Raw genomic sequence first — 25,808 nt, 5'->3', positions numbered from 1 at the left:
TGGGCGTTACGTGTATAGGAACACTCGCTTCATGCGCGCGTGTGGGTGGCGCCTTGCAGCAATCGCCACCAGGCGGCGAGCGTCGGCTCCTGCGCCAATTGCACGAAGCTGACGTCCGCGCCAGCCTGGCGCAATTCCTCGACCCAGGCCATGATGCGCACCGAGTCCAGTCCCCAGTCCATCAGGTTGTCTTGCGGCTGTAGTTCCGTTTCCGCTATCTGCAGGCTGCGCGCGACCTGTGCCGTCAGCGCGGCGAGCGACGGCGGCTTGACGAAGCCACGCGCGGCGACTCCGGCGGCCAGTTCTTCCGTGCGCACGACCTTGCCGCAGCGCTGCGCCACATAGTCAAGCGCCATACGGTGCGCCTCCGGTGAAAAATCGGCCAGCGCATCGGCGACAAAGAACGGCTGGATGTCTCTCATGAACGCCTCGCAGGCTGTCATCAAGCAGCCGATGTGCGCATAGACGCCGCAAATGGCAAGCTGGTCCTTTTGTTGATGGCGCAGCATGGATTCGAGTTCTGAACGCTGAAACGCGCTGTAGCGCCATTTGTCGAGAATATGATCGCCAGGCGCGGGGGCCAGGCTCGGGCAAATGGCGCTGCGGGTTGGTTGCGCCGTCAATCCCGGGCCCCACATGTCAGTCAGCAGGCCTCGTTCGGTTGCCGTCTGCTGCGGCAGTTGCGCGGTGTAATACACCGGCATGCCGGTGGCGTGCGCGATATCGATCAGGCGCCGTGTGTGCGCCAGCAGATCAGGAATGGGAGCCGCCTGACGGTCATAGAAATCCAGGAAATAGTCCTGCATGTCGTGCACCAGCAAAGCCGCGCGGCTGACGTCGAAACGCCATGCCACCCGATTGGCAGGAAAATCCGCAGGCATGGTGTAAGAGGAGATCTTTGGGATTGCCATATCAACGATAAGAGTGTTTACCTGATGCGATGAATGACGCGTTATAAGCTGTTCATTCACCGTGATTTATCTGACCGCCACCTCAGCGGCAGCCAGCCGATTCGCAATGTCCCGGCGCAATGCCTGCTTGTCGGTCTTTCCGACGGCCGTCTTCGGGAGTACGTCGACGAACTCGACCCGGTCAGGAATCTTGTAGGCGGCAATGCCTTGCGCGCGCAGAAAACGCAAAAGGCCCGCCGCGTGCAGCGCCGGATTGCCGCGGATCACATAGGCGCAACTTTTCTCGCCCAGATAGGCGTCGGGCATCGGCACGAGCGCCGCATCGACGACCTCGGGATGTGTCATCAGAAAGTGCTCCACTTCTTCAGCCGAGACCTTCTCTCCGCCGCGATTGATCTGATCCTTCGCGCGGCCTTCCACCACCAGATAGCCCGCTTCCGTCATGCGCACACGGTCGCCGGTGCGGTAAAAGCCGTCCGGCGTAAAGGCGCGCGCGTTATGCGCATCGGCCTTGTAATAGCCGCGAATGGTGTAAGGGCCGCGGGTCAGCAGATGCCCCACCTCGCCCGGCGCGACGGGCTGATCCTCGTCATCCACGATGCGGATTTCATCGTCCGGCGAAATCGGGCGGCCTTGCGAGCGCACCACCACATCAACAGGGTCATCGAGCCGCGTATAGTTGACGAGTCCTTCGGCCATCCCGAACACCTGCTGCAGCTTCGCGCCCAACCCGATCTCCAGCCGCTGCGCCAGCGTGCCGCCGAACCGGGCGCCTCCGACCTGCACCACCTGCAAACTGGCCAGCGCATCCCGGCGCCGCCAGGCGGCCGAGAGCCAGACCGGTACGAGTGGCGGCACCAGCGCGGTGATGGTCACCCGTTCCCGCGCAATCAACAGAAAGGCCGCATCAGGGTTGCCGCTGTCGCTCAACACGACGGTACCGCCCGCATGCAGCGTGCCCAGTGTGCCGGGCGAACTCATTGCATAGTTGTGCGCGACGGGCAAAACGCACAGGTAGACGCTGTCCTCGGTCAGGCCGCAGATGCGCACGCTTTCGCGAATGCTGTAGAGATAGTCGTCATGCGTGCGCGGGATCAGCTTCGGGGTGCCGGTGCTGCCGCCGGACAACTGTAGAAGGGCGACGTCGCTGGCGGCGGGAGCCGCGGGCAATTCGTCTACGCGTGCAGGCAAGCTGTCCAGCGCGATGTGACCTCCTGCATCGCCGGCTATCAGCACATGCTTGAGCGTCGGCGCTTCCGCTTGCACGCTCTTCGCCAGTTCACGGTAGTCGAATCCGGCATGACGGTCCGCCGCGATATAGGCCACCGCTTCGGCATGCCGGCAAAAATAGCCGATCTCCTGCTTGCGGTGGGCCGGCAGTGCAAAGACCGGCAGCGCACCGATTCTGAACAGCGCGAAGACAACGGCGAAGAACGCAGCGCAATTCGGCAACTGCAGCACAACGCGATCGCGCGGGCGAATCCCCAGTGTGACGAAACCGCCGGCCAGACGCTGTGCCTCATCCGCGAGTTGGCGGTATGTCCAACGCGTCTCGCCCTGCACCAACGCGGTACGCGTGCCATATTGCTCGGCCAGTCGCGCCAACCACTGTGGAAAGGACTGACCCTGCCAATATCCCTTCCTGCGATACTCATTCGCGACCGCATCCGGCCAGGGCGTGCAATGAGCCTGCATCATGCCGCTACCTCCGTCGCCGCACCGCTCGCGGCATCATGCGCCACACCCATTGCGTCGAGCATCGTGCGGAACTTGGCCGTCGTTTCCGCCAGCTCCCCATCCGGCAGCGAATCCCTCACCACGCCAGCTCCGGCAAACAGACGCAAGGTATTAGCGGCGACTTCCGCGCAGCGGATGGTGACGATCCACTCGCCGTCGCCGCGCGCGTCCACCCAGCCCAGCATGCCGGCGTAAAAGCCGCGATCGAACGGTTCGGTTTGCAGAATCAGTTCCCGCGCGGCACTGCGCGGATAGCCGCACACCGCGGGTGTGGGATGCAATGCAAGTGCCAGCGTCAATGCATCGGCCTGTGTCGTGCCACCGATTTCAGTCGACAGATGCCACATCGTCTCGGTATGCATCAGCGCTGGCCGCCCGGGCACATTCAGCGTCTTGCACAGCGGAGCCAGGCTCTCCTTCACCGCATCGACAACCACGCGGTGCTCTTCCAGATCCTTAGCGGACTCCATCAGCGCTTCTGCGCGACGGCGATCTTCAAGCGGGTCGCTGCTGCGGGGGGCAGATCCAGCCAGAGGATTGGCCCGCACTACGCCTTGGTAGCGGCTGACCAGCAATTCGGGGCTGGCTCCGAGCAGCGTGCGTCCTTCGCCGACCTTCACCGAGAAGGTGTAGCCGTGGGGATTACGCGCCGCGAGACGGGTGAGCAATGCGCGCACATCTACCGGGTGCTCGCCGGACAATTCCAGCACCCGCGCCAGCACGACCTTGTCCAGATATCCGGCGTGAATGTTCGCTATGGCCTGCGCCACCCCAGCCGCGTAAGCGTCGCCCGGGGGAACTGCACGCGTCGCGTAGCGTTCGGCTGCGGGCAGCGGCGCCTGCGAAACGGTCAAGGGCCCGGCACGCAGCAACGCGCGGACGACACCAAGCGCTGCGCGCTTGCCAACATCGAACGGGATCGCGCCGGCCGCCACCGCGTTCGGATGCCCCGTGTCGCTGGCTCGGTTCAGCGCAAGCTGTACACGCTGTCCTAGCGGATCATCCGAATGAGGCACTTCGTCGATGACATCCTGGGCCAGCAACGTATGACTGGGGCTGGAGAGAAAAAGACGTGAATCTGGTCGGTATAGGTCCAGGAGGATCTGTGTCGTGAGCGAAGATTCCGCGCGAGGAATTGCATTCATTCTTTCTGCCCCAACTTAGGTTGACGTGGAAGGATTCGCATACCGGTCCCCATGTTTCTTTTCACCTATCCCGGCCATGCGCAATGGGCTGCTTTTCATTGTGCTGGCCATGGCCAAGCAATGACGAACGAGCCAATCGTCATGCGAACAATCTAAATGGACCGCATCATTAATGAACTCATGGGAAGTAGCGCCGTGAGTACGATTGAAGCTCTTCACATCTGAGCTGTCAGGCTCAGCGCAAAGCGGCGGCCTTGATCCACCATCCAGTTGCCGCTCAAGCCGTTGGCGCGACTACGGTCGTCCACGGGTACCATCTTGTTTGTCAGGTTCAGCACGCCAAAATTGAGTGCGAGATTCTTGGATATGCGATACCTGCCGCCCAGATCGAACGTGGTGGTGGAGGGTCTTTCGCGTACGCCCCGGGCGCCATTCCGGAATGCTGCCCATTGCTCCCTGCCGATGTAGTTGATGTCGGCATAGAGATTCAGCTGGGGCAGGGGTGTCCAATCCACCTGCATATTGAGCTTGTGTTTTGGTGTCTTATCCAAAGGGTAACCGTTCAGCGAGCTGCCATCGAATGCTCTTTCCGCTTTGCCCTCGCGTCGCGATTGGGTCATCGTGTACGACCCGGAAATTCTCCATTGCGTGGCCAGATGCGTGCCGGCGCCAAGTTCGAGGCCGTACAGTTTGACTTTGTCGATATTGTTGTACGCGTAGATATTGCGGCCAGGGGAGCTGGGGTCAGCGACCCCCGTGTCATAACTGGATACTTTGTTTTTGAACAGGTTGTTGAACAGGGTGAGGCTGACTTGACTCTTGCCCTGGTCGTAACGCACGCCCAGCTCCTGCGTGAGGCTGGTTTCGGGCTTGAGGTTCGCGTTCCCGCACAAGGTGCCGGGGACAGCGCCCGCCACGCCGCCGGTTGTCATGCAATAGCCAGCAGTGCTCTGACGCAGGGTAGGGGGTTTGAAGCCGGAGGACACGCCGCCGCGCATCGTCCATGTCGGGCTGAGTTTGTATACGCCGTAGATGCGCGGGCTGACATGGCTGCCATACCGATCGTCATGGTCGAGCCGCAAGCCCGTGGTCAGCGTGAATTTGCTGTTGACGAAATAATCGTTCTCGCCGAACAGGGCCCAGGCATCGCGCTTGATGCTGTCCGAATTCGGCGCATGCCCCTTCGGCACCGCATCCTGCCTTCCCACGCCGGACAGCCGGGACCAGATATGCTGACCACCCGCGGTCAGGATATTGCGCTCTCCTGCCCATGGCACCTCAAGTTTGCCTTCGAGCACCGTGTCGGTAATCGCCGGCTTGACCGGAGTCCGGCCCGATGCCGTCCACTGGTCCTGCGTGCCCCGCTCTCCATACAGGGACAAGGTGGAGTTGCCGAGGTCCCATCGCCCATTGTGCGTGACGCCCCAGTACTCGCGCGCATGGCGAGTCTCAACGATGGTCGTCGGCACATTGCGTGGTGTCGCGACCGCGATACTCCGTCCAGGCGTGCTGAGATAGGTCAGTTGCTCTCGTCCCGCATTCAGGCTGAGATCCTGATTGCGCGCCGGCTTGACCGCCAGCTTGATGTCAAAGCTGAGGTCGCGTTGACCATTTGCCCCGCTGGTGCCATTGAGCGGGTAATAGATATTGTCCTCGCCGCGATGCAACGCCTTGCCCGACACCTGCAAGCCGACCACATCCTTCTTGATCGGGCCGCCGACCCAGAAATCGACGCTCCGGGTGTCGCCCTGGTTTTTCTCCTGCTGCAACACGCCGCCGACGGTGACCGTGCCGCCCCATTTCTCGGGGACCTTGCGCGTGATGACGTTGATCACGCCACCCATCGCATCCGCACCGTACAACGACGACATCGGGCCCCGCACCACCTCGATGCGCTCGATCGCGCTCAACGGAGGTAGCAGATTGCCTTGAACGCCAGCCGTGCTCCGATTCATCGTCTCCCGGGTATTCTGACGTTTGCCGTCCACCAGTATCAGCGTGTATTCGCCCGGCATTCCGCGGATCGAGATGTCTTGGTCGTTCGGCCCGGCGCCCACCACGCTGACGCCTTCCACGGAGCGCAGGATGTCGGCCAGCGAGTTGTAGGGTCTGGCCTCGATGTCCTTGCGCGTGATCACGGAAATGCTGGCCGGCGCCTCCTTGATGGCCTGCTCGCGCTGGCTGGCAGTCACGACCACGGCCTCCAGCGTTACCTCGCCATCTGATGGCTTCGCCGGCTGTATCTGCGCCCAGGCACCGGATGCCCCCAGGACGCCGGCAGCCACTGCGGACTTGAGGACAAAACAGGGTAAGGAATGTGACATGGTTTCAATTTAGGTAATGAGAGTCATTCGCGTTTTCATTATCTGCGTTGAAGGCATGTGAAGTGTTTGTGCAAGAAACGAACTTGTTTGCGCGACTGTCTTCAGCGCTGACCGCTGCGCCGGGCAAGTTTCGGTGTCACCCCGAAGCGCCGTTTGTAGGCAGTTGCGAAATTTGCAGGGCTGGTATAGCCGGCTAGTGCTGCAGCTTGCTTGATGCTGAGGGCGTCGCGCTCCAGCGCCAGCCGGGCTCGCTGCAGGGAGTTCTCGCGCAAAAAGTCGAATATGGTCGTGCCGTAGGCGGTACGGAATTGCCGCTGCATGGTGTTGGCGTTCATGCCCATTTGGCGCGCCATATCCTCGAGCGAAAGCTGGTTGGCTGCCGCGCCGCTAAGGAATGCCCGCAGCTCCGCCATGCGGCAATACCCTCTTGAGCTAAGGCCTGTCGCATTTGGCTGCGCGATATTGTGGATGATGCTCTGGCTGCCCCGCGGCGGTGCCAATGCCTCTGCCAGCAGGTCCAGCATGCGGCTTTCCAGGTAAATCGCCTGCAAGATCGGTTCAAAGGCTGGCGGTCGGACGATCTGCTCGGCCAAGGCTATCGCGCGTGGCGTAGGTTGCCAGGGCTGCGCCAGCAGGTGAGAAGACAGCAGAGAACGCAAGCGCGCGGGCATCGCTGCGCAACTGGCCTCTTGGAGGTGCTGCAGCCATTCGCCGGAGACGACGGCACTAAGTCGTCGCGCATAGGTTCCTTTGCTGAATCGACGGCTGAAGGTTTCGGGTTCGATGGCGTTCATCAGGAACGCCTTCGCGTAGCCCGGTGGCCGCTGGGATAGCTCGTGTGCGTTGCGTGGGCAGGCGGTCGTCAGTACCACGCGCCGATTGCCATACGACAGGTCCAGATTTCCCTCGAGCAGCACCACCAGGTGCAGGCCGGGGGCGCAGCATCCGGAGACGGTGCCATTGAATTCGTCCGTCGCGTCATCGGCGTGCATGCGCAGGCCCGGTCGCATCTCACGGATCTTGGCGATGTGTGTAGCCAATCCTGGCTTGCCGGGATCAAGAAGACGGTCTTCGCGCGCATCCATGCTGCCTACCCCTTTGAGCTTGGCGGCGCCGACTGCTTATCCGGCGGGGCAGCGCAAACCATTTCGTTGCTTTGCCAAACAAACGGCGCCACAACACACATCCTTTCCAGGATAAAATGAAATGAGAATCATTAGCATTATCGGAGTCGGCGTGAGAAAGACAAGCAAATTTTTGTTGCGGCTCTGCGCGGTCGCGCTGCAGGGCGAATACTGGACGAGCCTCGGGCTTTGACATGCCGATATCCGCAACCATCACGCGCCGCACGCTGCTGTTGGCGGGCCTGGGCGGCGCGCTCTCCGGCTGCCTCACGGCCATGAGATCCGGCGCCTCGTCCCGTGACTTGCCGAGCCTCGCCGCTTCGCCGCCCGTTCAGGTCCCTGCGAGCCGGCAGCTCGACGTGACAATCGCCGGGCAACGCCGGCGCATTTTCGTCGCATTGCCGCCGGAGCCGGCGCCGCAGCAGGGATATCCCGTCCTGTACGCGCTGGACGGTAACGCGTCGTTTCCCCTGCTCGCGCAGTTGGCGCGCAACCGCGCGGCGCGCCCCGATGGAGCGCGGGCCAGTACACCGGTAGTGGTCGGGCTGGGATATGCGACGGACGGGCCTTACGACATGCAGGGGCGCACCGACGATTACACTCTGGCCGCGATGCCGGGCCCGACGCCCGGAGCGAGCCGCAGCGGCGCAGATCGCTTCCTGGCCTTTATCGAGCATGACGTGCAGCCGTGGCTGGCGCGGCAGCTTCCCATCGACCCACAACGGCAGATTCTGTTCGGCCATTCCTATGGCGGATTGCTGACCTTGTACGCGTTGTTCACCCGCAGCCGCATGTTTCAGAACTACGTTGCGGCCAGCCCGTCGATCTGGTGGGGCGATCGCGCCATCCTGCCATTCCGGGACCACTTCGTGCGGCAGGCGTCGCCGCTTGAGCCACCCGTCGGCTTGCTGATCACGGCAGGCAGCCTCGAAGAAGGCGTGCCGAACGCGGATCCGGAACGCGCGCGCCGCCAGCAGGCGCGCAAGCAGGTCGGCTCTGCCCGCGCCCTCACGCAGAGCCTGCAGGGCGTGCAGGGATTGCGGGCCGAGTTCCGTTTGCTTGAGGGCGAGGACCATGGCAGCCTGGTTCTCCCCAGCGCTGCCTTGGCCGTCAGCATAGCCTGCGCCCCTCCACTAGCTGGGGCGCCGGCATGAGCACCCAGCTCCGGGCCTCGCATCCATTCGTTGGAAACGAGAAGGCAGCTGACAGGGCGGAAGCGAGTGGATTGAATATGCATTGTAATGAGAAGCATTAGCAATTATATTGGACTGTGGAACCGTTTGCGCGAGGGTATTGCTGCGCTTGTCGAGTCTCCAGTTGGATTAGCGGGGCGATGATCGTCATCAATGTCATATGTGGAGCAATCTGAATGGAAGGGTGAGACCATGAATCGCGAGCAGCAGGAGATTGATCTACTCGATATCAAGGCCGAGTGTGTCGAGTTGCAGCGCGGCCTGATCATCAACCTCGTTTCGTCTAGCCGCCAGTCCGAACCTGTGAAGGCGGTTTCCTATCAACACCAGAGCGACTACATTCACTTCAATTACTTGATGCAAGGGCGGTTCGAGGCCAAGGTGAGGGGCCAGACCATCGCGATGTCGCCTGGCGACTTGAACGTGGGGTTCGCGAATGGTGAACGATTTGACATAGCGCATTGCTGCAGTTTGCTTGATGTCGAACTGATGGTTGATTTCGAGTTGCTCATGGAGTTGGCCGGTGGCGACGGTCCGTTGGTGGACGACATCACCGTCGACCGCTTCTTTACACGTAGCCGCCGTGGCTGCCATCGTGTGAGTGCGGCGGCGGGACAACTGGTCCACTGTTTTCAACAGGCCCGCGATGCCAAGCTCTTGCTGTCCTCCGCCTCGCTCGAATTTCTTTATTGGCATCTGCAGGCATTTCACGCAGACTGCGGGCATGGCGATATCTGCCTGCGGGAGCGCCGCAGACTGCTGGAGGCGAGGGACTATCTCTTGCACGATCTCAGTGCGCCGCCCACCATCGCCGAAATCTCCCGCAAGGTGGGACTGAATCAATTCAAGTTGAAACAGGGCTTTAGGAGTCTGTTCGCTAGTAGCATCTATGCCTGTTTCCAGGCGGAGCGTATGCGGCAAGCGAGGCAGTTTTTGCGCAAGCACAATGTCACGGAAACGGCGATGATGCTGGGGTACAGCAACGTCAGTCATTTCAGTTCGGCTTTTCGCAAACATTTCGGTATGTTGCCCAGCGCCGTGCGCAACGGCTAGGTTGGCAAACGGTCACCAGCATTTCCACCCCCTTCGTGCCTTAGCAGCGCGTTGCGTGACGGTTAGTTCATGGCGGCGGACACGCTTCCTCGCCCGTCGTGCGCCCACGTGCTTCGGTATCGGCAAGCGAGGCCGTTTCGATGCGGATGCTGGCCCGTCCGTACTCTTCCTGGCGCCAGTCTATGCGCACCCGCGACGCCGATGCCATGTACGTCAACGCCTCGCACTCCATCTCTCTGACCAGATTGCCGAGTTCGGGGCACTCAAGTTGGCCGAACATGTCTGCATAAGCGCAGTACGCGACGTCGTAGCCTTGGGCGGTGCTGTTGCCAGACAGCAGGCCGAGTTCTCGACAGCGTTCGGCGAAAGCTTGCCAGTACGCCCGGATGCCGACCTCTGGCGACGCGCTTTCCGCGACCACTTCCGGCATTGGCCAGAGCCAGCGCATTTCCATGCGCCCAGTGTCGAGAAACATGCGCCGGTACAGGGTGAACGCCTGTTCCTGGCCCAGCAGCGCGCGAGCCTGGCTATAGCCGGCGGTGAACATGCTGATATCGCGCGTAATGCGTGCCCAATGCCCAGCTTGCGTGGCGTGCCGCTTGCGCATTGGTGCCAGGGCGATGTAATGGCGGCGCCAGTGGAGCATCACCCGAGCCACGAAGCGGGCAAGGCCCAGCGGCGACAGGCTGGCCTTGAGCTGACGCCACAATGCCGACTCGGTGAGGTAGCGGGTTTGCAACGCGCTCATGCGCGGATGGAGGGCTATGTCATACCAGCACTGTGCATAGTGCGGCCAATCTTCCCCCTTGTCGGCGACGATCTGGCACCAGCCGAAATGCAAGGGATCGCGTTGGTACTGGAGATCACTGGCCCGCCGATAGGTGACGCCGTGGCTGCGCAGCGCGGCGCTCAGCGCCGCATGCGCCGTGTCTGGCAAATGTTCGACCGCATGCGCCCCGGCTTGGACATCGAGCGCGCGGTCGAGCATCGTTTCGACGGCAGCGCAAGCCATCGCGGCGGTGAAATCGTAGGACGAAATGCCGCCGTGCACTAACAGGCCATCCTGCGGCCGGTCGTCGGGGTACACCCATAGGCTGCAGTCCGGGTCGGCGTTCTTGCGTCGTTTGATCGACTGTCCGTTGCTGTAGAACAGGCGTGCCAGTCGCTGGCGCATACCGCGCCCGCGGTCGAGGCGTGCGAACAGGCTGGCCATGCCCGGTGACAGAAACTGGATGTGGTAACGCGCGTCTAGCGTGGCGATGGCGGCGCAGCCGGTCCTGCCGCGCGCGCTGGCCAACCCGGCGATTTCCGGGCTCGAGTAGGGGATCAAGGGCAGCGCTTCGCGCTGTCCGGGAAAATGGAACTGATGCCGAGCATCGCGGCGTGGTGTGCTTTCCTGGCAGCGCTGGCCCTGTGTCAAGCAGGTGCGCTGGGAGCGGAAGCTGTCCAGGATCGCATGGGGGCTGGACTCGCCGCCGCCATAGGCCGCGCCGGCGTAAAAGCGGCTGCGGTAGGTGCCGCTGGGCGAAGCCAGTTCCCGCGCCAACTGCATCAGCAATAGTGTCGATAGCCCGGGTGCTAGCCCCATGCCCGTGAGAATGCGTCGGCCGGCGCGACTTGCTTCGCTGTCCAAGGCCAGGATCGCGTCTGCGGCGTCCAGGTTGTCGTTGATGTCAATGCAATCTATGCCCGCTTGCAGGCATAGCGCATGCGGTGTGGCGGCGAACGCGTTCATGGGGCCGAGAGCGAGGATGGCCAGATCGAACTGGCGTAGCACTGCGATGGCACTATCAGAGTCGCGCATGTCGATAGCGATGTGCCGCACGTCAGGGGGAAGGCGGTCCCCAATGGCGGCGCGGCGCGAGGCGCTGGTCAGGATTAGCGTCGGGTGCCGGGCGCGCAGCATGCGCAAGATGCGGCGACCGGTTTCGCCATTGCCGCCGATGACGACAATGCGGGCTGGCGGCAAGTTCGAGAATGGCTTCATGTCGCAGACTCCTGCCTGACGGGGCTTACGGATTGCGTCAAGCCATCGATGACGATCAGCCCTTCGACCTGCAACAGCGCAACGAAGCGCTGGCAGTCCATGGCCTCATGCAATAGATGCACGCCGGGGGGAATGGCGGGGCCTTCCAGCAAGCAGCGCGCGGCAATCGCGATGGTGGCACCAGTGGCCCGGTAGGTGTCAGAGATCATCAGCGTCGCGTTAGCGCTTTCGCCGTCTTCGTAGCGCACTTCCGCTTTGAGGCCGTATACCGGCGGCAAATGCCGCATATCCTGCCGCGCGGCGCGGACCAGCCATTTCGCGGCGCACGCGATGGTTTCATGGCGGCGATAGAGCGCGAACAGCTTGGCCAGCAGGCAGACCATGGCCGCGCGCGGCCCGATATTGCTGCCGTAGGCGCGCGCCTGCGGGATGTTCAGCTGACGCGCCAAGCGTGCTAGCTCCTCGGCCGGCATTAGCAGGGTGGTGACCCGGCCCGCCGGCTTGGGGAAGCAGGTTCGATGGCTAGCCCGGTGCAATGGCAGCCGTTGATGGTTGCCATTGCGAATTTCGGGGAAACCGCGTCGCTGGCCGAAGTCGCCGAGGCCATGAATGATGTCCCAGGCCGAGTTGTAACTCCATGCATCGCGGCCGATGCAGTAGGTGCGCAGGCTGAGCGGGCTGCGCCCAAGCGCGCTGCGCTCGATCAGGTATTTGGGGAATAATCCCGACAGCCCCGGTAGCAGGCCGACGCTGATGATCAGCGGAACCGGCGACGGTTCGGCAGCCTCCAGGGCCTGGAGCAGGGGGTCGTAGCCCCCGGCGTCGATCAAGGGAGTCGCCACTTCCCGGCAGACGCTGGCGATGCGGTCGCCAATCAGGCCGGACGGGCCGACGCAGGAGACGACCAGCGCGGCATCGCACAAAATGGCTTTGAGCGCCTCGCGGTCAAACGCGTCCAGCCGGATCCAGGAAAGCCGGGACGAGACCGGCAGCGAGCTGGTGTCATCTGCGGGAGCGCCCTGTCGCGACGCCAGGACCAGAGCGTGGTGGGTATGCTTGAGCAGATAACGTGCTGTTTCGCGCCCGACCCGCCCGTTGCCGCCCATGATGACAATGCGTTGGGCAGAGTTTATGTTTGCTGTTGTCATGAGTGCTGGTCATTTGAATATTTAGAAAGAACGGAAACAAGCACGCTGCCGTCGGCTGCGGCGTTTAGCGTTGAATGATGCGATCTATCTGATCAGCGACCTGCCGATTCAGTCCGGGATCTCCCAGCGTATGAAAAAACCCGAGCTGCAGGCGATGGGCGGGCGACAAGCGGAAGGACAGGACCGGCCGGTTGTTTAGCCGTGCGCCGATCAGGTCCTTGGGGTTGCTGTTGGCGCTCGCCACATAGTCGCGGCACTGCGCGCCGGCAAGGCAGTTTGGATGCCGGTCCAGTTGGTAATTGGAAAAGTTGGACAGGGTGCACGAGGTCGTATCGTTGAAACCGCCGGCCAAGCCACGGGCGAGGGCGAATTCAAGCATCTTGTACAGGCTGAGATGGGCGCCCATGGCTTGCCAGGCAAGCAGCAGGTTCTGGATCTGCCGTCCGATCTGGTGCAGCGCTTGTCCGCCGGCGACCGTTACTGGCAGATAGGCGATGTAATTGCCGATGCAGCATTGGCGCAGCGCGGGCGGCAGGATATCCATCAAGATTCGCAGACTGATTGTGTCGGTGTGCGCGATCTTGCGCGAGCCGTGGTTCAGCTCATACAAGGCCTTGGCAATCAACGCACAGACCAAACTGTTAGGCGTGAGGTCAGGGTCTTGTCCCTGGCATTGGCGCATCAGTCGGGAGAGATCGAAGCTTACGCTCGCGCATTGCGCCATCTGCGGAGAGTGCCGTGCCAGCTGGCCGGCCATCGCTGGATAGGGGGTGGCATACTGGCCAGCGTCTGTCGTGCGATAGGCGGCAAGCCGGCAGAGATTGGCGAGATGCCGGACATGGCCAAGCCGGATCAAAGTCTTGCCGCGACCGAAGGCGTAGATAGCGTCGGGGGCAGGCGAGGTCAATCGACGCAGGCTAGCTTGTATGCCTTCGATCACCGGGCTATCCCCGGCGCATAGCGCATTGTAGTAGCGGATCACCTGGTTGAAGAGCAGCGCGACACTGCCGCCATCACAATGGCTGTGATCGCCGCACTGGAGAATCATGAACTCGTCTGGCGACAACGCGGTACGCATCAGAATGAAGAACATCGGGGCGCAGCGGCGCTGCGACTTCAAGGCGAAGACATCGCGGAATACTTGGCGATAACCGGCATCCAGGTCGGAGACCATCATGGTCCAGAAGTACTCGCTGGCGGCTGGCGCCGCTTGCCAGTGTCCGCGTCCGCGCGCATCGCTGCAGATCGAGCGCGCTAGTCGGGACACTTGGCTAAGGACGCCGGCGATGCTCTGATGTAGTCGCTCCGCGTCAATGGCGCCGTGGAAACGGTAGCCGCAGACGAAGGTCACGCCGCAGCGTGCCATCGAGGCGTCCAGACGGGAGAGGGCGATGTCGGCGGGCATGCGGGCGGGCCAGTTAAGGTGTGCTCGGCCACGGCGCGGATTGTGGTACCGACACACCGGCCTCAAGCACAGTGGCGAGCACCGCTGCTTGCTGCGGGACCAGGTAGAAATGGCCGCCAGGAAGACGCCGCAGCGTGAAGGCGCCAGTGGTCTCCTCGGCCCAAGCCTGGGCGTCGCAAGGAAACAGTTCCGTATCGCTGTCACCGACTAGTGCAGTAATCGGCGTCGTCAGACATGGGCGGTCCGGGCGCGGCGCATAGGTTTCGATGGCCTGGTAATCCCCGCGCAACGCTGGCAGGATCAGCGCGACCAATTCGGGAGAGGACCCCGCCGCGGCTCGGGTGCCGCCTAGTCGCAGCACCTCCTGGATTAGCGCTGCATCCGGGCCGGCGTGCAATCGGCTTGGCCGTCGGCGGCTGGGCGCTTCACTAGCCGATAGCAGCAGGTGACCCGGCAGCTGGCAGCCGGCGCGCCATAGGGCCAAGCTCAGCTCGTATGCCAGCGCTGCGCCCATGCTGTGGCCAAATAGCAGATAAGGCCGGTCCAGCCATCGCGGCGCGGCCTGCAATTGCTGGGCGATCTGCGCGGCCAATGCTGGCAGGTCACGCACGGGTTCCTCGTTGATGCGGTCTTCGCGGCCCGGATACTGGATAGCCGACATTTCGATCCACGCCGGCAATGCCAGGCTCCATGGGCGGAAGAAGCTGGCTGAGCCGCCGGCGTGGGGCAGGCAGAGCAGGCGCACCCGGGCCTGGGGGCGTGGTAGCCAACAGCGCAACCACGCTGTAAGGGGCGCGGCCGGCGTGCCGGCGCGTTGCGTGACGGTAGCTGAGTGAACGTGATTCAACATGGGGAACCCTGTTTTGGCGCGTCAGTAGCGCAGTGTCAATGTGGCGCCAATAGTGCGAGGGCTGCCGATCTCGGCCAGCGGCACCAGTCCCTGCTGCGAGATCACGGTGGCGTAAAAGCGGTTGGTCAGGTTCTTCACCCAGAGATAGGCATCCCACCTTTGTGCTTCAACGCCGAGCTTGAGGTTGACCAACGTATAGGCGTCCTGTTTGAGGGTGTTGGCGGCGTTGAAATAATGCTTGCCCTTGTATTGCAGATCGACCCGGGCCAGCACGTATAAGGCGTCGTTCAGCGGGCGTCGGTGCTGCAGCGCCAGGTTGGCGCTGAACTGCGGCGCGAAAGGGAAACGATTGCCGGCATAGTCGGTGGCCTGGTCGAACTGGTACTGCAAAAAGCGCGTCTGCGTATAGGCGGCGCCTGCACTGAGCATCCAGCCGCGTGCGGGAAGCGCGCGGATTTCGGCTTCCAGCCCACGGCTGCGGCCGCGGCCTGCATTGTCGGTGACGACATTGAAGGCGGTGGCACCGGGGATGATGCGCTGCACTTGCTGGTCTTTCAGGTCGGTCTGAAATAGCGCGGCGCTGAATTCGGCGCGCTGTTCGAACCAGGAAGCCTTGTAGCCCAATTCGTAGCTGGTGCTCTCTTCGGGCCGGAACGTTGGACGCTCACGATCCAGGTACAAGGTGTCGAAGCCGCCCGCGCGGTAGCCTTTGGCAACAGTGCCATACCACAGTGTGTTCTTCGCGGGGGCATACGACAGCGTGGCTTTGGGTAGCCACTTCCGGAACGACAGGCGCCCCTGCAGTGGGTAGTCGGTGCCCATGCTCTGGCGGTTGACTTGCGCGTCAAGCTTGCGGGTTTCGTCATCCATGCGCAAGCCACCGCTAAGGGTGAGCGTGTCCGTCAGCCGGTAGTTGATCTGCCCGAACAGGGCGTAGCCGAAACTGTCTTTGTTGTAGGCATAGCGGTCAGTGATCGGGCCGCCCAGCACCACGCCGGTATAGTCGGCGTTGCTGACCGAGCGGGAGCGGGTCGTGGTGTCATAAGCGTATAGGCCGGCCAGCCAACCCAATGTCGGTTCGCCCTTGGAGGCTAGGCGCAGTTCCTGCGTGAGTTGCGTCAGCGTGTCTCGGCTATGACTGTCGTAGAAGCCGTAGGACGCACTCAACTGGTCGATTCGGTTGTTGGAGCGCCAGTCGCGCCAGCTGGTCACCGAGGTGAGGTCGACATCATCACCCGCCCAGCGGATATGCAGCGCACTGCCGAGTGACTCGCGCTGGTCATTGCCGCTCAAGACGGTGGTCGAGGTGTAGCGGTCCCGTTTCATATCCTCCAGCGGACCGTAGGTATAGGAGCCGCCGGAGAAACTCTCCGCGTCCAGGCTCCAGTTCAACGTCAGGCGAGGGCTTGCCGTCCAGCGCAATTTGGAGCGTAGCGAGTAGTCTTCGCGCGCGTTGAGCTTCTTGCCGGTGATGCCGCTCTTGACGTAGCCGTCGCCCTCGGTGCCGGCGAAGGCCAGGTTCCACGCCAAGGTGTCTGCGATCAGCGGCACGTCAAGCACGCCTTTGACGCCGCGCGTGGCGCGATCGTCGGCTTGCACCGACAACTTGCCTTGCGGCGTGTCCGCAGGAGGACGGGTGACGATGTTGATTACGCCGGCCAGTGAGTTACCGCCATAGAGCGTGCCCTGCGGGCCGCGCAACACTTCAATGCGTTCGATGTCAAGCAGGTCGAGGTCGAACAAGCCGTTGCCGAGGTAGTTGACGCCATCGACATAGAAGCCGACCGTGGGTTCAGTAAACAGTCCCGGGCCGATGCCGCGGATGAAGACGTTGGTGTCGCGCCGGCCGCCCCAGGAAAAGAGGTTCAGATTCGGAACCAGGCTTGAGAGTTCGGCGAGGGAGCGGATCTCGGCATCTTCCAGGTCGGCACTGGTTTTGACCGACAGGCTGACGGCTACGTCCTGGGCTCTGGCGCTCCGCTTTTCGGCAGTGATTTCGATGGCGGGCAGCGTGACGGGATCTACGCTGGCCTGCGCCCATGCCAGTGACGGCAGGATGGCCAGCGCCACGGCAATCAGGGTCGGCTGCAGCGCGCTACGGGTGGCTGGCATTGTGCCGTGATGCGCTGACGTAGGCTTGGTCATAGGCATGCGGTCATGCTTTGAGATGATGAGAAACAAGAATCATTCCCATAATGTCGCAGCGACGGCCTGGGGCGAACTCCCCGAAACCGTCGTGTCAGTGCTCCTATCGGGAGTTTTTGTCGCTGTGCGCGTTGTCGGCTTCAGACCGCGCTCACCACCAGCAGCGTGGCCATATGCTGGCCGCATGTGCGATAACGCCCGGTGAAGCACTGGCCTTGGCGCCAGCCTGCGTTCAAGGTGCGCGCTAGCCGGACCTGGAAACGGTCTGCGTCCACGGCGAAGACTTCGGCGTCCTGGCAGTCGAAATAGGCATTGACGCTGGGATAGAGTGCTTTGAAGAGGCTTTCCTTGGCTGAGAACACCAAGGTGACGAACCGCTGCCGAGCGCACGGCGCCAACGTTGCCGCCCAGCGCCTCTCTTCCGCGCGCAGCACGCTGGCGCTCACCTCGGCCACCGTAGCGGCGCACAGCAAGCGTTCGCAGTCGATGCCGAGCGCATGGACTTGATCGTTGCGAGCAACCGCAGCCAGGGCCAGGCCTTCGGCATGGCTGATCGAACCGACCAGCCCATGCGGCCATGCCGGCGCGCGCTGCGCGCCGATTGCCACTGGCGCGGGATTCACGCCGAGAGCGGCCATGGCGTCGGCGACGCACAGGCGGCCGGCTAGGAATTCGGCACGCCGTTTTGCGACGGCGCGTCGGATACCCGGCGGCTGCTCGATGCCGTAATGGCGGTACAGCGCGTCGCTAAAGGCCCGCAGCTCGTAATGGGTGGCGCGCAAAGCGACGTGGGCCGGCCCGAAAGCGTCGAAGCCGCTATCGGCTTGCAGAAAGCCGGCGGGCGGCTCAGCGTGCACCGCGGCGCTCAACGCGCATCCTCAACCTCGGCGTCGATCTCTTCGGCATGCTGGCCGTGCCAGAGCCGCGCATAGAGTCCCTGCTTGGCGAGCAGGGTGTCGTGGCAGCCGGACTCGACCAGCCGGCCTTGGTCCAGCACGAGGATCTGGTCGGCGTGGCGTATGGTGTTGAGGCGGTGGGCGATCATGATCACTGTCCTGCCCCGAGCCAGCCGCGACAGCGCCTGCTGGATCCGGTGCTGGGCTTCGGCGTCCACCGAGGCGGTGGCTTCGTCCAGCAGCAGGACGGGGGCATCACGCAGCAAGGCGCGCGCGATCGACAGGCGCTGGCGCTCGCCGCCGGAGAGCCGTTGCCCGCCTTCGCCGATGCGGGTGTGATAGCCCTCGGGCAGGGCCTGCGCGAATTCCTCGCAATAGGCTTGCCGGCAGGCCTCGATGACCGCCTCGTCGCTGGCGTCGGTGCGGCCGATGCGTACATTGTCGAGAAGGCTGCCGTCGAACAACTGTACGTCCTGGAACACCATGCCGATGCGCCGGTAAAGCGCCGCACTGTCGAGTTGGCGCAGATCGACGCCACCGAGCAGGATGCGGCCTTGTTGCGGATCGAAGAAACGCGCGATCAGGTGGGCCAGTGAGCTTTTTCCCGCGCCGGACGGGCCGACGATTGCGGTGAAGCTACGCTCGGGCACATGAAACGAAAGGGTTTGCAAGTGCCAACGCGACGCCCTGGCCGGCTGGGCATCTTGGTAGGCGAACTCGACTGCATCGAAGGTAATGTCATAGCCCGCCGGCAAGGCCAGCGGCGTTGTGTGGTCGGGCACGGCCTGCGGCAGCGGCGGCTGTTCGAGCACGGCCTGGATGCGGGCTTCGCTTTGCGCAGCGATGCGCAGCACGGTCAAGTAGACGGCAGCATCGAGCAGCGGGTCCAGTAGCTTGTAGGCGACGACGAGGGACAGGAACCAGTGCAGCGTCGGCAACGCGCTGGCACCGGCCAGGTAACCGCCGGTCAGCAGGAGCGCCACCAGTCCGCACTCCAGGCAGAGGCGATAGAGCTGGACTGGGCCTGCGCCCCAGGCCTCGGCGTCAATGCTGCTCTGGCGCATGCGTTCGAAATGGCGGTCGAGCCGGGCGAGCCACGGGCGGAACTGATTGAACAGCCGCAAGGTGACGATGCCGGTGACGTACTCGACCAGCAGCCCGGACGCTTCGCGGAATTGCTCCTGTTTGCGCCGTCCGGCGCGCAGGAACAGCGCGCGCGCGGCATTGAGCAGCCACAGCGCCAAGGGCAGCGCCAGCAGCAGGCAAGTGGCCAGGCGCCAGTCCAGCCAGGCCAGCGCCGCCAGACCGAGCAGGGGCACGGCGAATGCCGTGACCAGATCGGCGGTGACGTGGGTGAAGATGCTTTCCACGTTCTTGATGTCAGCCGACAGCACTTCCGCCAATTGCCCGGCGCGCTGCTGCCGCAGGGTGTGCAAGGGCAGGCGCTGTACGGTGGCGAGCACATGCTCGCGATAGCCACCCATTAGCCGGTAAGCGCCCAGAAAGCAGCATAACTGGCCGACGTAGCCGCACAAACATTGCGCGGCGAGCGCCAGCAGCAACGCCAGGGCCAGCGCGCCGATGCTGGCCGGCTGCGCCGTGGGCGCGCCGCCGGCGACGGCGTCGCGGAACCAGGCGTAGCCGATCAGGAACGGCGTCAGCGCCAGCGCGCGTTCCAGCCCGCGCAAGCCAAGACCGAGATAGAAGGTGCGCGGCGAGGCGCCACTGAGCGCAATGACTCGCTGCAGCATGCGCAACAGGCCGGGCTCGGACTGGCGGGTGGAGGAGTTGGGGTCGTGCATCTCAGCCTCCCGCCGTGGCCGGCGCGGCCAGGTTGCCGGCATCTTGCGGGAGCAGCCGCCAGTCTTCGCTATCCAGATGGCGCCGCCACATGCCGCGGTACAGCAGATTGCGGTGCAAGAGCACCTGGTGGCGGCCGCAGTCCTGGACCCGGCCGTCCGCCAGCACCACGATTTGATCGGCCTGCGCCACAGCGTGCATGCGGTGGGCGACGATGAGAATGGTCTTGTCAGGATAGGTTTGGCGCAAGGCCTGGTAGAAACGGTGCTCGGTCAGGTTGTCGGCAAAGGCGGTGGCTTCGTCCAGCAGCAGGATGGGGGTGGCGGCCAGTAGCGCGCGGGCGACGGCGAGACGTTGGCGTTCGCCGCCGGACAGCGTCAGACCGCGTTCGCCCAACTCTGTATCGTAGCCGCTTGGCAGCGCCTGGATGAAGGCGTCGGCTTGGGCGACCCGCGCTGCCTGCCGCACTTCCTCGTCGCTGGCGTCGGTGCGCGCCAGGCGCAGGTTTTCCAGCAAGGTGCCCTGGAACAGAAAGGCCTCCTGGGTGGCGACACCGATCAAGAGGCAGCGCTGCGCATCGGACAGCGTGTCGAGCGCGATGCCATTGAGCGTGATCGTGCCCTGCGACGGCTGCAGAAGTCCGCCCAGCAAATGCACCAGCGTGGATTTGCCGGCGCCCGAGGGGCCGACCAGCGCCGTGACGCTACCCGCCGGCAACTGCAGGTCGACCGTGTGCAGCACCTGGCGCGTGCCATAGGCGCAGGACACGGCGCGCAGTTCGACGTTCAGCGGCGCCGGCAGCGCCTGCTCGGGCCCGGGGGCCGCGGTTGCCGCGTCCAGCAGCGGCAGGATGCGCCCCAGGCTGGTTCGCGCCGCTTGGAAGTCCGAGAAAAACTGGGTCAGCTTGAGCAGCGGCTTGAGCATGCCGGCGCCGAGCATCATCGCTAGCATCACGCCGGCCAGATCGATATGACCCTCTCGGTGCAACCAGGCGCCCAGCGGCAGAATCAGAAAAGCACTGGCGCTCAACAGGACCGTAAACAGCGACCAGCCGGGTACGGTTTTGTGGGTCACCTCGCGGATCAAGGCGTAATAGTCGTGCAACTGTTGACGCAGCTGCTCGAAGCGCGTGACGTCCTGATTAAAGGCCTTCATTACCGGCATATTGCGCACATATTCGACCAGGGTGGCATTGAGCGCTGCTTCGGCACGGGTGTAGCGCTCGAAGTGTGCGTTCATCCGGCGCAGCGGCAGCGCCGAGGCCAGCGCCGCTAGCGGCACCGTGGCCAGGGTGGCCAGCGCTAGCCGCCAGTCGGTCCAGAACAGCAGCAGCGCGACGCACAGCGGAGTGACCAGGGCGGCCAGCAGTTCCACCGTATGGTGGGCAATGAAGGATTCCAGTTGTTCGACGTCCTGCAGCAGAATGCGCTTGAGCTCGCCAGAGCGAAAGCTCTGCAAGTCGCGCAGCGGCAACCACGACAGGCGCCGCGCCAGTTGCTGCCGCAGGTAGGCTAGCAACTGGTAGGCGGCTTGGTGGCTGAGGGCGTAGGCGGCGGTGTAGCACAGATATTTGCCGAGCAGCGCCAGCGCCAGCCAGGCAGCCAACTGGTACAGCGCGCTGGCCGCAAGTGCGTCGTCGGCCAGCAGCGTCAGTGCGATGGCGCGGTACAGTATCCAGTAGGGTAGTAGCTCCAGGGCCGCAGCGGCCACCGTGAGCGGCAGGGCGGCGAGCAATCGTTTCTTTTCCGTGCTCGCCAGGCAAAGTAACCGGCGGAGGAGAGCGGCGGAGGTCGGCATCTTTGGGTTCTCGCGATAGGCGCAGGCAGGCCTGATGGGCTTGCAGGATTGATGCCGACCACTCTGGGCCAGCCGCTACAGGCCCGCTCCCCGCAACGGTAGTGCTAATGGCCGGATCAGGAATATTTGTTGCATCCGCACGTCGATTTGTCCGGCCGCGCAACTGTGTTTTCGGGGGATTCGCTCCGCTTTCGGGTAGCCGACCGACGGCCGCGACGACTAGGATGACCTTCCTTACGCTGAGAGAAGGACGTCGTCGATGAAGCGAATGCTGCAATGTGCTGCGCTGTTGGTCGCGCTGCTGGCTGTCGGGCCGGTGCTGGCCGACACGTTTCCTGTGCGCGTGCAGGACGGCCGCGGCAAGGCCGTAACTATCGTCAAGCAGCCGGCGAGGGTAGCCTCGGTCTCGGCCTTCGGTGCCGACCTGATGGGCGCCTTGGGCCGCGATGTAGTGGGCGTGTCCTCAATGGGCAATCAGAAGCCGGCCTTTCTTGGCCGCCATGTCGCCAAGGCGGTCGATCTGGGCACAGCCAACGAGACCAATATGGAAATGCTGGCGCAACTGGCGCCGGATCTGACCATCGGCATTCGCACCTACACGGAGATGTTCGAAAAGCAGTTCGAGGAGATCGGCGGCTTCCTGGCCTATGACCTTGTGACCTACGAGCAGTCCCGTTATGCCATCGCCTCGGCCGCAACGGCGGCCGGCTTCGCCGAGCAGGGGCGCCGCTTGAACGCCGACTTCGCGCAGCGGCTGAGCGAAGTCGGACGGCGCGCTCCTGGTGGGGCGTCCGCCATCTTCATCTGGCACTGGGCGGATACCCTGTGGGCACACTACGATCACCATATGACCGCCACGCTGATGCGGGCGCTGAAGGTCCGCAACGCGCTGGGGCCGAGTCCGCATCCACGGCAGATGAACCCACATGGCAAGGCGATCAGCATGGAGCAACTGCTGCGGCTCAATCCGGATTTTATCTTCTCATTCCAGGCCGGCGATGCGCCGATCCGCGCCCATCCGGTCTGGCCGCGCTTGCGGGCGGTGCAGCGAAGGCAGGCGTATCGCGTTGGCAATCAATATGCCGAGGTACACGGTCCGCTGGCGCGCGACATGGTGCTGCGGGAAATGGCGCACTTGCTGTATCCAGGCGTCTTTCCCCCGGTGCAAGACATTCCGGATGCGGCTCGGGCGCGGCCGCTGAGCTTCAGGGATTGAGCGGGATGGCTGCATTTTCGGAGGGCCTCGCCAGAGTCGCGTTGATGGCGGCAACGGCGGTGGCGCTGACCGTCGGCGCTGCCGTGCTGTCGTTGACCCACGGCGACGCCGTCGTGTCGCTGCCGCAATTGGCTGCGTTGTTGTGGCGGCCGGACGACTCTGCCGCTGGCTTCGTGTTGTGGGAGTTGCGCTTGCCACGCCTGCTGGCCGGCATTCTGGTCGGCGCGGCGCTTGGGATGGCCGGCGCGATCGCGCAGTCAGTCACGCGTAATCCGCTGGCCTCGCCGGATCTGCTCGGCGTCAGCGCTGGCGCCGCATTGACTATCGTTGTTGCCACCATATGGCTGCCGCTGTCGGTGGCGGGCATGGTGCTGGCGGGCATCGGCGGTGGCCTGCTGGCGGCGCTCATGACTATGCTGATCGCCTGGCGCGCTCGGCTCGATCCGATCCAGTTGACCTTGGCAGGCATGAGCGTGGCGATCCTTTGCTCGGCGGCGATCATGGTGGTTCTGGTGGTGGCGGCCAATGAAGCCAATGGCCTGTATTTCTGGTTGATCGGCGGCTTGGCGGACCGCACCTCCGCGCATCTGGCGCAGCTGTTTCCCTGGGTGGCGCTGGGTCTGGTGCTGGGCTTGCTGTTTTCCCGGCCTCTCAATGTCCTGATGCTGGATGACGCCGTCTGCCAGGCATTGGGCGTCAAGGTGTTGACTTGGCGCGTGCTGGCCGGACTGGCGGCGGTAATCCTGACGGCGGCCAGTGTGGCCGTGGCCGGGCCGATCGGCTTCATCGGCCTGATGGTGCCGCATATCGTGCGCCTCTCGGTCGGCCATGCAGCCAGCGACCACCGGGTGCTGTTGCCATTGGCCGCGCTGGTCGGCGCGGCGTTGCTGGCGTCGGCCGATGTCGTGGCAACGAGGCAGGACATACCAGTCGGCATTCTGATGGTGGTGCTGGGCGGGCCGCTGTTTCTGTATCTGATCGGTCGACGGGTGCGTTGACGATGACGGAGATCCGCGTAAAGGCTTTGTCTCGGCCACCAGCCTGGTCGGCTGGCCGCTACCCCTTCTGGCCGTTGATGGCGGCGCTGCTATTGGGACTGACGGCGCTGTTGCTGGCGGCGCTCGCTTTTGGTTCAGTGGCCCTGCCCATCGAGCAAATTTGGGCCGGCCTGACCCGGCCGGCTGCTGAGGCGCCGCTGGCCCACCACTTGGTCTGGCGCTTGCGTTTGCCGCGCAGCTTGCTGGCGCTGATGGTGGGTGCGCAGTTTGCATTGTCCGGGTTGTTGTTGCAGACCGTGATCCGCAATCCGCTGGCCGACCCGGGCGTGATGGGCGTCTCGGCCGGCGCCAGCCTGTTCGTGGTGGGTTTCATTTTGTGGCTGGATGCCTTGAAGCTGGTGGCAAGCGCCCAGGCGCATTTCGAATTGTCCATCGGCATGCTGCCCTTTGTCGCCATAGCCGGCGCGGTGTCGACCGCGCTGTTATTGCTGGGTTTGAGCTGGCGCCACCGGCTTCATCCACTACGCATGGCTTTGTACGGGGTGGCGCTGGGCGCCATGTTGAACGCGGCGGTGATGTGGGTGGTGGTGGGCTGGGGCGGCGGGCGCACGGAAATCACCCTGCTGTGGCTGAGCGGCAGCCTTTATGGGCGCGATGTCGAACATATCGCGGTGCTGTTGCCCTGGCTGGGCGTCGGCGTGCTGGGCGTGGTCGTGGTGCTGCGGCCGCTGGCCGTGCTGCGCTTTGACGACGACATGGCAAGGTCGCTAGGCTTGGCGGTGCGCCGCTGGCGGCTGGCGGCGGTGCTTGTGGCGGTTGTATTCGCCGCCAGCGCGGTGGCGGTAGCCGGGCCGGTAGGCTTTGTCGGCCTGGTGGTGCCGCATTTGGCGCGGCAGTTGGTCGGTGGCGAACTGCGCTTCCTCGCACCGGCCAGTGCCGTGTGCGGGGCCGGCCTGATGCTCGCGGCCGACCTGATGGGGCGCGTCTTGTTTGCGCCGCTGGAGCTGCCGGCCGGCGCGCTCACCACCTTGATCGGCGTGCCGGTGTTCTTGACACTGTTGCAGCGACAGAGTGGGAGGTGTCCATGATTCTGCAAGCCACGGCATTGCAATTGGGCTATGGCCGGCACGTGGTGGTGCGGCCCACTTCGCTGACGTTGGAGCCGGGCCGGATCACCTGTCTGATCGGCCCCAATGGCTGCGGCAAATCCACGCTGCTGCGCGGTCTGGCCGGGATGCTTGCGCCGCAGGCAGGGCAGGTCTCACTGGACGGGCGGGCGTTGTCCGCCTGGCCGGCCGCAGCGCTGGCGCGGGCCATGGCAACACTGCCGCAGTCGCCCTCCGCGCCGGACGGGTTGTCCTTGCAGCAACTGGTGCGATATGGTCGCTATCCACATCATGGCTTGCTCGGCGGCTGGTCGCGGGACGATCAGACAGCACTGGATTGGGCGCTCGAGGCCACCGGCCTACGTCGCTTGCGTGAGCGCGATATCCGGACACTATCCGGCGGAGAACGTCAGCGCGCTTGGATCGCCATGGCGCTGGCGCAGCAATCCGCCTGGCTGCTCCTGGACGAGCCGACCACGTTTCTGGACATCGGCCATCAGATCGAAATACTGAGCCTGTTGCGCGCGCTCAATCGCGCCTACGGCCTGACCATTGTCATGGTCTTGCACGACCTGAACCAAGCCAGTCAGTTCGCAGATCGCCTGCTGGCGATGCAGGCCGGCCGCCTTGTCGCCGACGGTGCGCCGGACGCGATGGTGTCGCCCGAGCTGGTGCGCCAATTGTTCGGCATCGAGGTCGAAATCGTGCGGCGCCAGGATGGCGACAGCATTTATTCTTATTGTCTGCCGGCGGCCAGTGGTGCCGCTGCCGTTCCCCGAGTGGAAAGCGCGTCTCCGTGACAGCTTTGTCGAGGGCTTTGTCAATCTGTACTTTAGGGACGGCATGGGCAACGGCGGCCATCACCAATATGGCAGCGACGCCTTGCGGCGAGTGTTGATGCCCCATGGCGTTGCCGGTTTTTCGGTCAGCCGCGACTACTTGCGCATACTGCAGAAGCATTGCCCTGAGTCCT

At 63.8% G+C, this 25,808-nt stretch carries 19 protein-coding genes; 6 read left to right on the top strand and 13 right to left on the bottom strand.

Annotated features, from left to right (window positions below; genetic code table 11):
• Positions 1-29 precede the first annotated feature (29 nt).
• From AC1Q7Q_RS11985 to AC1Q7Q_RS11965, 5 genes are all read right to left on the bottom strand, one after another.
• Positions 30-971 (bottom strand): isochorismatase, encoded by a 942-nt coding sequence (locus tag AC1Q7Q_RS11985; RefSeq protein WP_492372513.1) that lies wholly within the window; start codon positions 969-971, stop codon positions 30-32.
• A gap of 6 nt (positions 972-977) precedes the next feature.
• Positions 978-2,606 (bottom strand): (2,3-dihydroxybenzoyl)adenylate synthase, encoded by a 1,629-nt coding sequence (locus AC1Q7Q_RS11980; protein ID WP_492372534.1) that lies wholly within the window; start codon positions 2,604-2,606, stop codon positions 978-980.
• The gene (locus tag AC1Q7Q_RS11975; RefSeq protein ID WP_492372514.1) at positions 2,606-3,793 is read right to left on the bottom strand and encodes an isochorismate synthase; all 1,188 of its coding nucleotides are present in this window, start codon (positions 3,791-3,793) and stop codon (positions 2,606-2,608) included. The genes AC1Q7Q_RS11980 and AC1Q7Q_RS11975 overlap by 1 nt, the downstream gene beginning before the upstream one ends.
• A gap of 215 nt (positions 3,794-4,008) precedes the next feature.
• Positions 4,009-6,117 (bottom strand): TonB-dependent receptor domain-containing protein, encoded by a 2,109-nt coding sequence (locus AC1Q7Q_RS11970; protein ID WP_492372515.1) that lies wholly within the window; start codon positions 6,115-6,117, stop codon positions 4,009-4,011.
• A gap of 101 nt (positions 6,118-6,218) precedes the next feature.
• Positions 6,219-7,127 (bottom strand): helix-turn-helix transcriptional regulator, encoded by a 909-nt coding sequence (locus AC1Q7Q_RS11965; RefSeq protein ID WP_492372535.1) that lies wholly within the window; start codon positions 7,125-7,127, stop codon positions 6,219-6,221.
• A gap of 308 nt (positions 7,128-7,435) precedes the next feature.
• Here AC1Q7Q_RS11965 and AC1Q7Q_RS11960 point away from each other — a divergent pair, with 308 nt between their 5' ends.
• Together AC1Q7Q_RS11960 and AC1Q7Q_RS11955 are read left to right on the top strand one after the other, a co-directional pair.
• Positions 7,436-8,395 (top strand): alpha/beta hydrolase, encoded by a 960-nt coding sequence (locus AC1Q7Q_RS11960; RefSeq protein WP_492372516.1) that lies wholly within the window; start codon positions 7,436-7,438, stop codon positions 8,393-8,395.
• A gap of 231 nt (positions 8,396-8,626) precedes the next feature.
• Entirely contained in the window at positions 8,627-9,487 is an 861-nt protein-coding gene (locus tag AC1Q7Q_RS11955) for a helix-turn-helix transcriptional regulator (protein WP_492372517.1), read from the top strand.
• A 67-nt stretch (positions 9,488-9,554) separates the two neighbouring features.
• Here the strand turns inward: AC1Q7Q_RS11955 and AC1Q7Q_RS11950 are convergent, their stop codons facing one another.
• From AC1Q7Q_RS11950 to AC1Q7Q_RS11915, 8 genes are all read right to left on the bottom strand, one after another.
• Positions 9,555-11,474: a saccharopine dehydrogenase NADP-binding domain-containing protein gene (locus AC1Q7Q_RS11950; protein ID WP_492372518.1), complete on the bottom strand. Its 1,920-nt coding sequence runs from the start codon at positions 11,472-11,474 to the stop codon at positions 9,555-9,557.
• Positions 11,471-12,622, bottom strand: a complete 1,152-nt coding sequence (locus AC1Q7Q_RS11945; RefSeq protein ID WP_492372519.1) for a saccharopine dehydrogenase NADP-binding domain-containing protein — start codon at positions 12,620-12,622, stop codon at positions 11,471-11,473. Before AC1Q7Q_RS11945 ends, AC1Q7Q_RS11950 begins: the two co-directional genes overlap by 4 nt.
• A gap of 64 nt (positions 12,623-12,686) precedes the next feature.
• Positions 12,687-14,027 (bottom strand): hypothetical protein, encoded by a 1,341-nt coding sequence (locus AC1Q7Q_RS11940; protein ID WP_492372520.1) that lies wholly within the window; start codon positions 14,025-14,027, stop codon positions 12,687-12,689.
• Positions 14,028-14,040: 13 nt separating this feature from the next.
• On the bottom strand, positions 14,041-14,877 hold the full coding sequence (locus tag AC1Q7Q_RS11935) for a thioesterase II family protein (RefSeq protein ID WP_492372521.1): 837 nt from the start codon (positions 14,875-14,877) through the stop codon (positions 14,041-14,043).
• Positions 14,878-14,898: 21 nt separating this feature from the next.
• Positions 14,899-16,947 (bottom strand): TonB-dependent receptor, encoded by a 2,049-nt coding sequence (locus tag AC1Q7Q_RS11930; RefSeq protein ID WP_492372522.1) that lies wholly within the window; start codon positions 16,945-16,947, stop codon positions 14,899-14,901.
• Positions 16,948-17,162: 215 nt separating this feature from the next.
• Complete coding sequence (locus tag AC1Q7Q_RS11925) at positions 17,163-17,891, bottom strand: 4'-phosphopantetheinyl transferase family protein (protein WP_492372523.1); 729 nt, start codon at positions 17,889-17,891, stop codon at positions 17,163-17,165.
• The gene (locus AC1Q7Q_RS11920; RefSeq protein WP_492372524.1) at positions 17,888-19,720 is read right to left on the bottom strand and encodes an ABC transporter ATP-binding protein; all 1,833 of its coding nucleotides are present in this window, start codon (positions 19,718-19,720) and stop codon (positions 17,888-17,890) included. Before AC1Q7Q_RS11920 ends, AC1Q7Q_RS11925 begins: the two co-directional genes overlap by 4 nt.
• A 1-nt stretch (position 19,721) precedes the next feature.
• Complete coding sequence (locus AC1Q7Q_RS11915) at positions 19,722-21,452, bottom strand: ABC transporter ATP-binding protein (RefSeq protein ID WP_492372525.1); 1,731 nt, start codon at positions 21,450-21,452, stop codon at positions 19,722-19,724.
• Between the two features lie 322 nt (positions 21,453-21,774).
• On the opposite strand from AC1Q7Q_RS11915, the gene AC1Q7Q_RS11910 reads away from it, so the two are divergent.
• The 4 genes from AC1Q7Q_RS11910 to AC1Q7Q_RS11895 are packed head-to-tail and all read left to right on the top strand — an operon-like array spanning position 21,775 to position 25,635.
• Complete coding sequence (locus AC1Q7Q_RS11910) at positions 21,775-22,731, top strand: ABC transporter substrate-binding protein (RefSeq protein WP_492372526.1); 957 nt, start codon at positions 21,775-21,777, stop codon at positions 22,729-22,731.
• A gap of 5 nt (positions 22,732-22,736) precedes the next feature.
• Positions 22,737-23,729: a FecCD family ABC transporter permease gene (locus tag AC1Q7Q_RS11905; protein WP_492387169.1), complete on the top strand. Its 993-nt coding sequence runs from the start codon at positions 22,737-22,739 to the stop codon at positions 23,727-23,729.
• A 2-nt stretch (positions 23,730-23,731) separates the two neighbouring features.
• Positions 23,732-24,817, top strand: a complete 1,086-nt coding sequence (locus AC1Q7Q_RS11900; protein ID WP_492387163.1) for a FecCD family ABC transporter permease — start codon at positions 23,732-23,734, stop codon at positions 24,815-24,817.
• Positions 24,814-25,635, top strand: coding sequence for an ABC transporter ATP-binding protein (locus tag AC1Q7Q_RS11895; protein WP_492375512.1), 822 nt, complete (start codon positions 24,814-24,816; stop codon positions 25,633-25,635). Before AC1Q7Q_RS11900 ends, AC1Q7Q_RS11895 begins: the two co-directional genes overlap by 4 nt.
• The last annotated feature ends 173 nt before the right edge of the window (positions 25,636-25,808 follow it).

The organism is Cupriavidus sp. GW823-FHT07A04 (assembly GCF_058794615.1).
The sequence above is the reverse complement of the archived record's forward strand: the minus strand, read 5'-3'. Positions and strand labels throughout refer to the sequence as shown.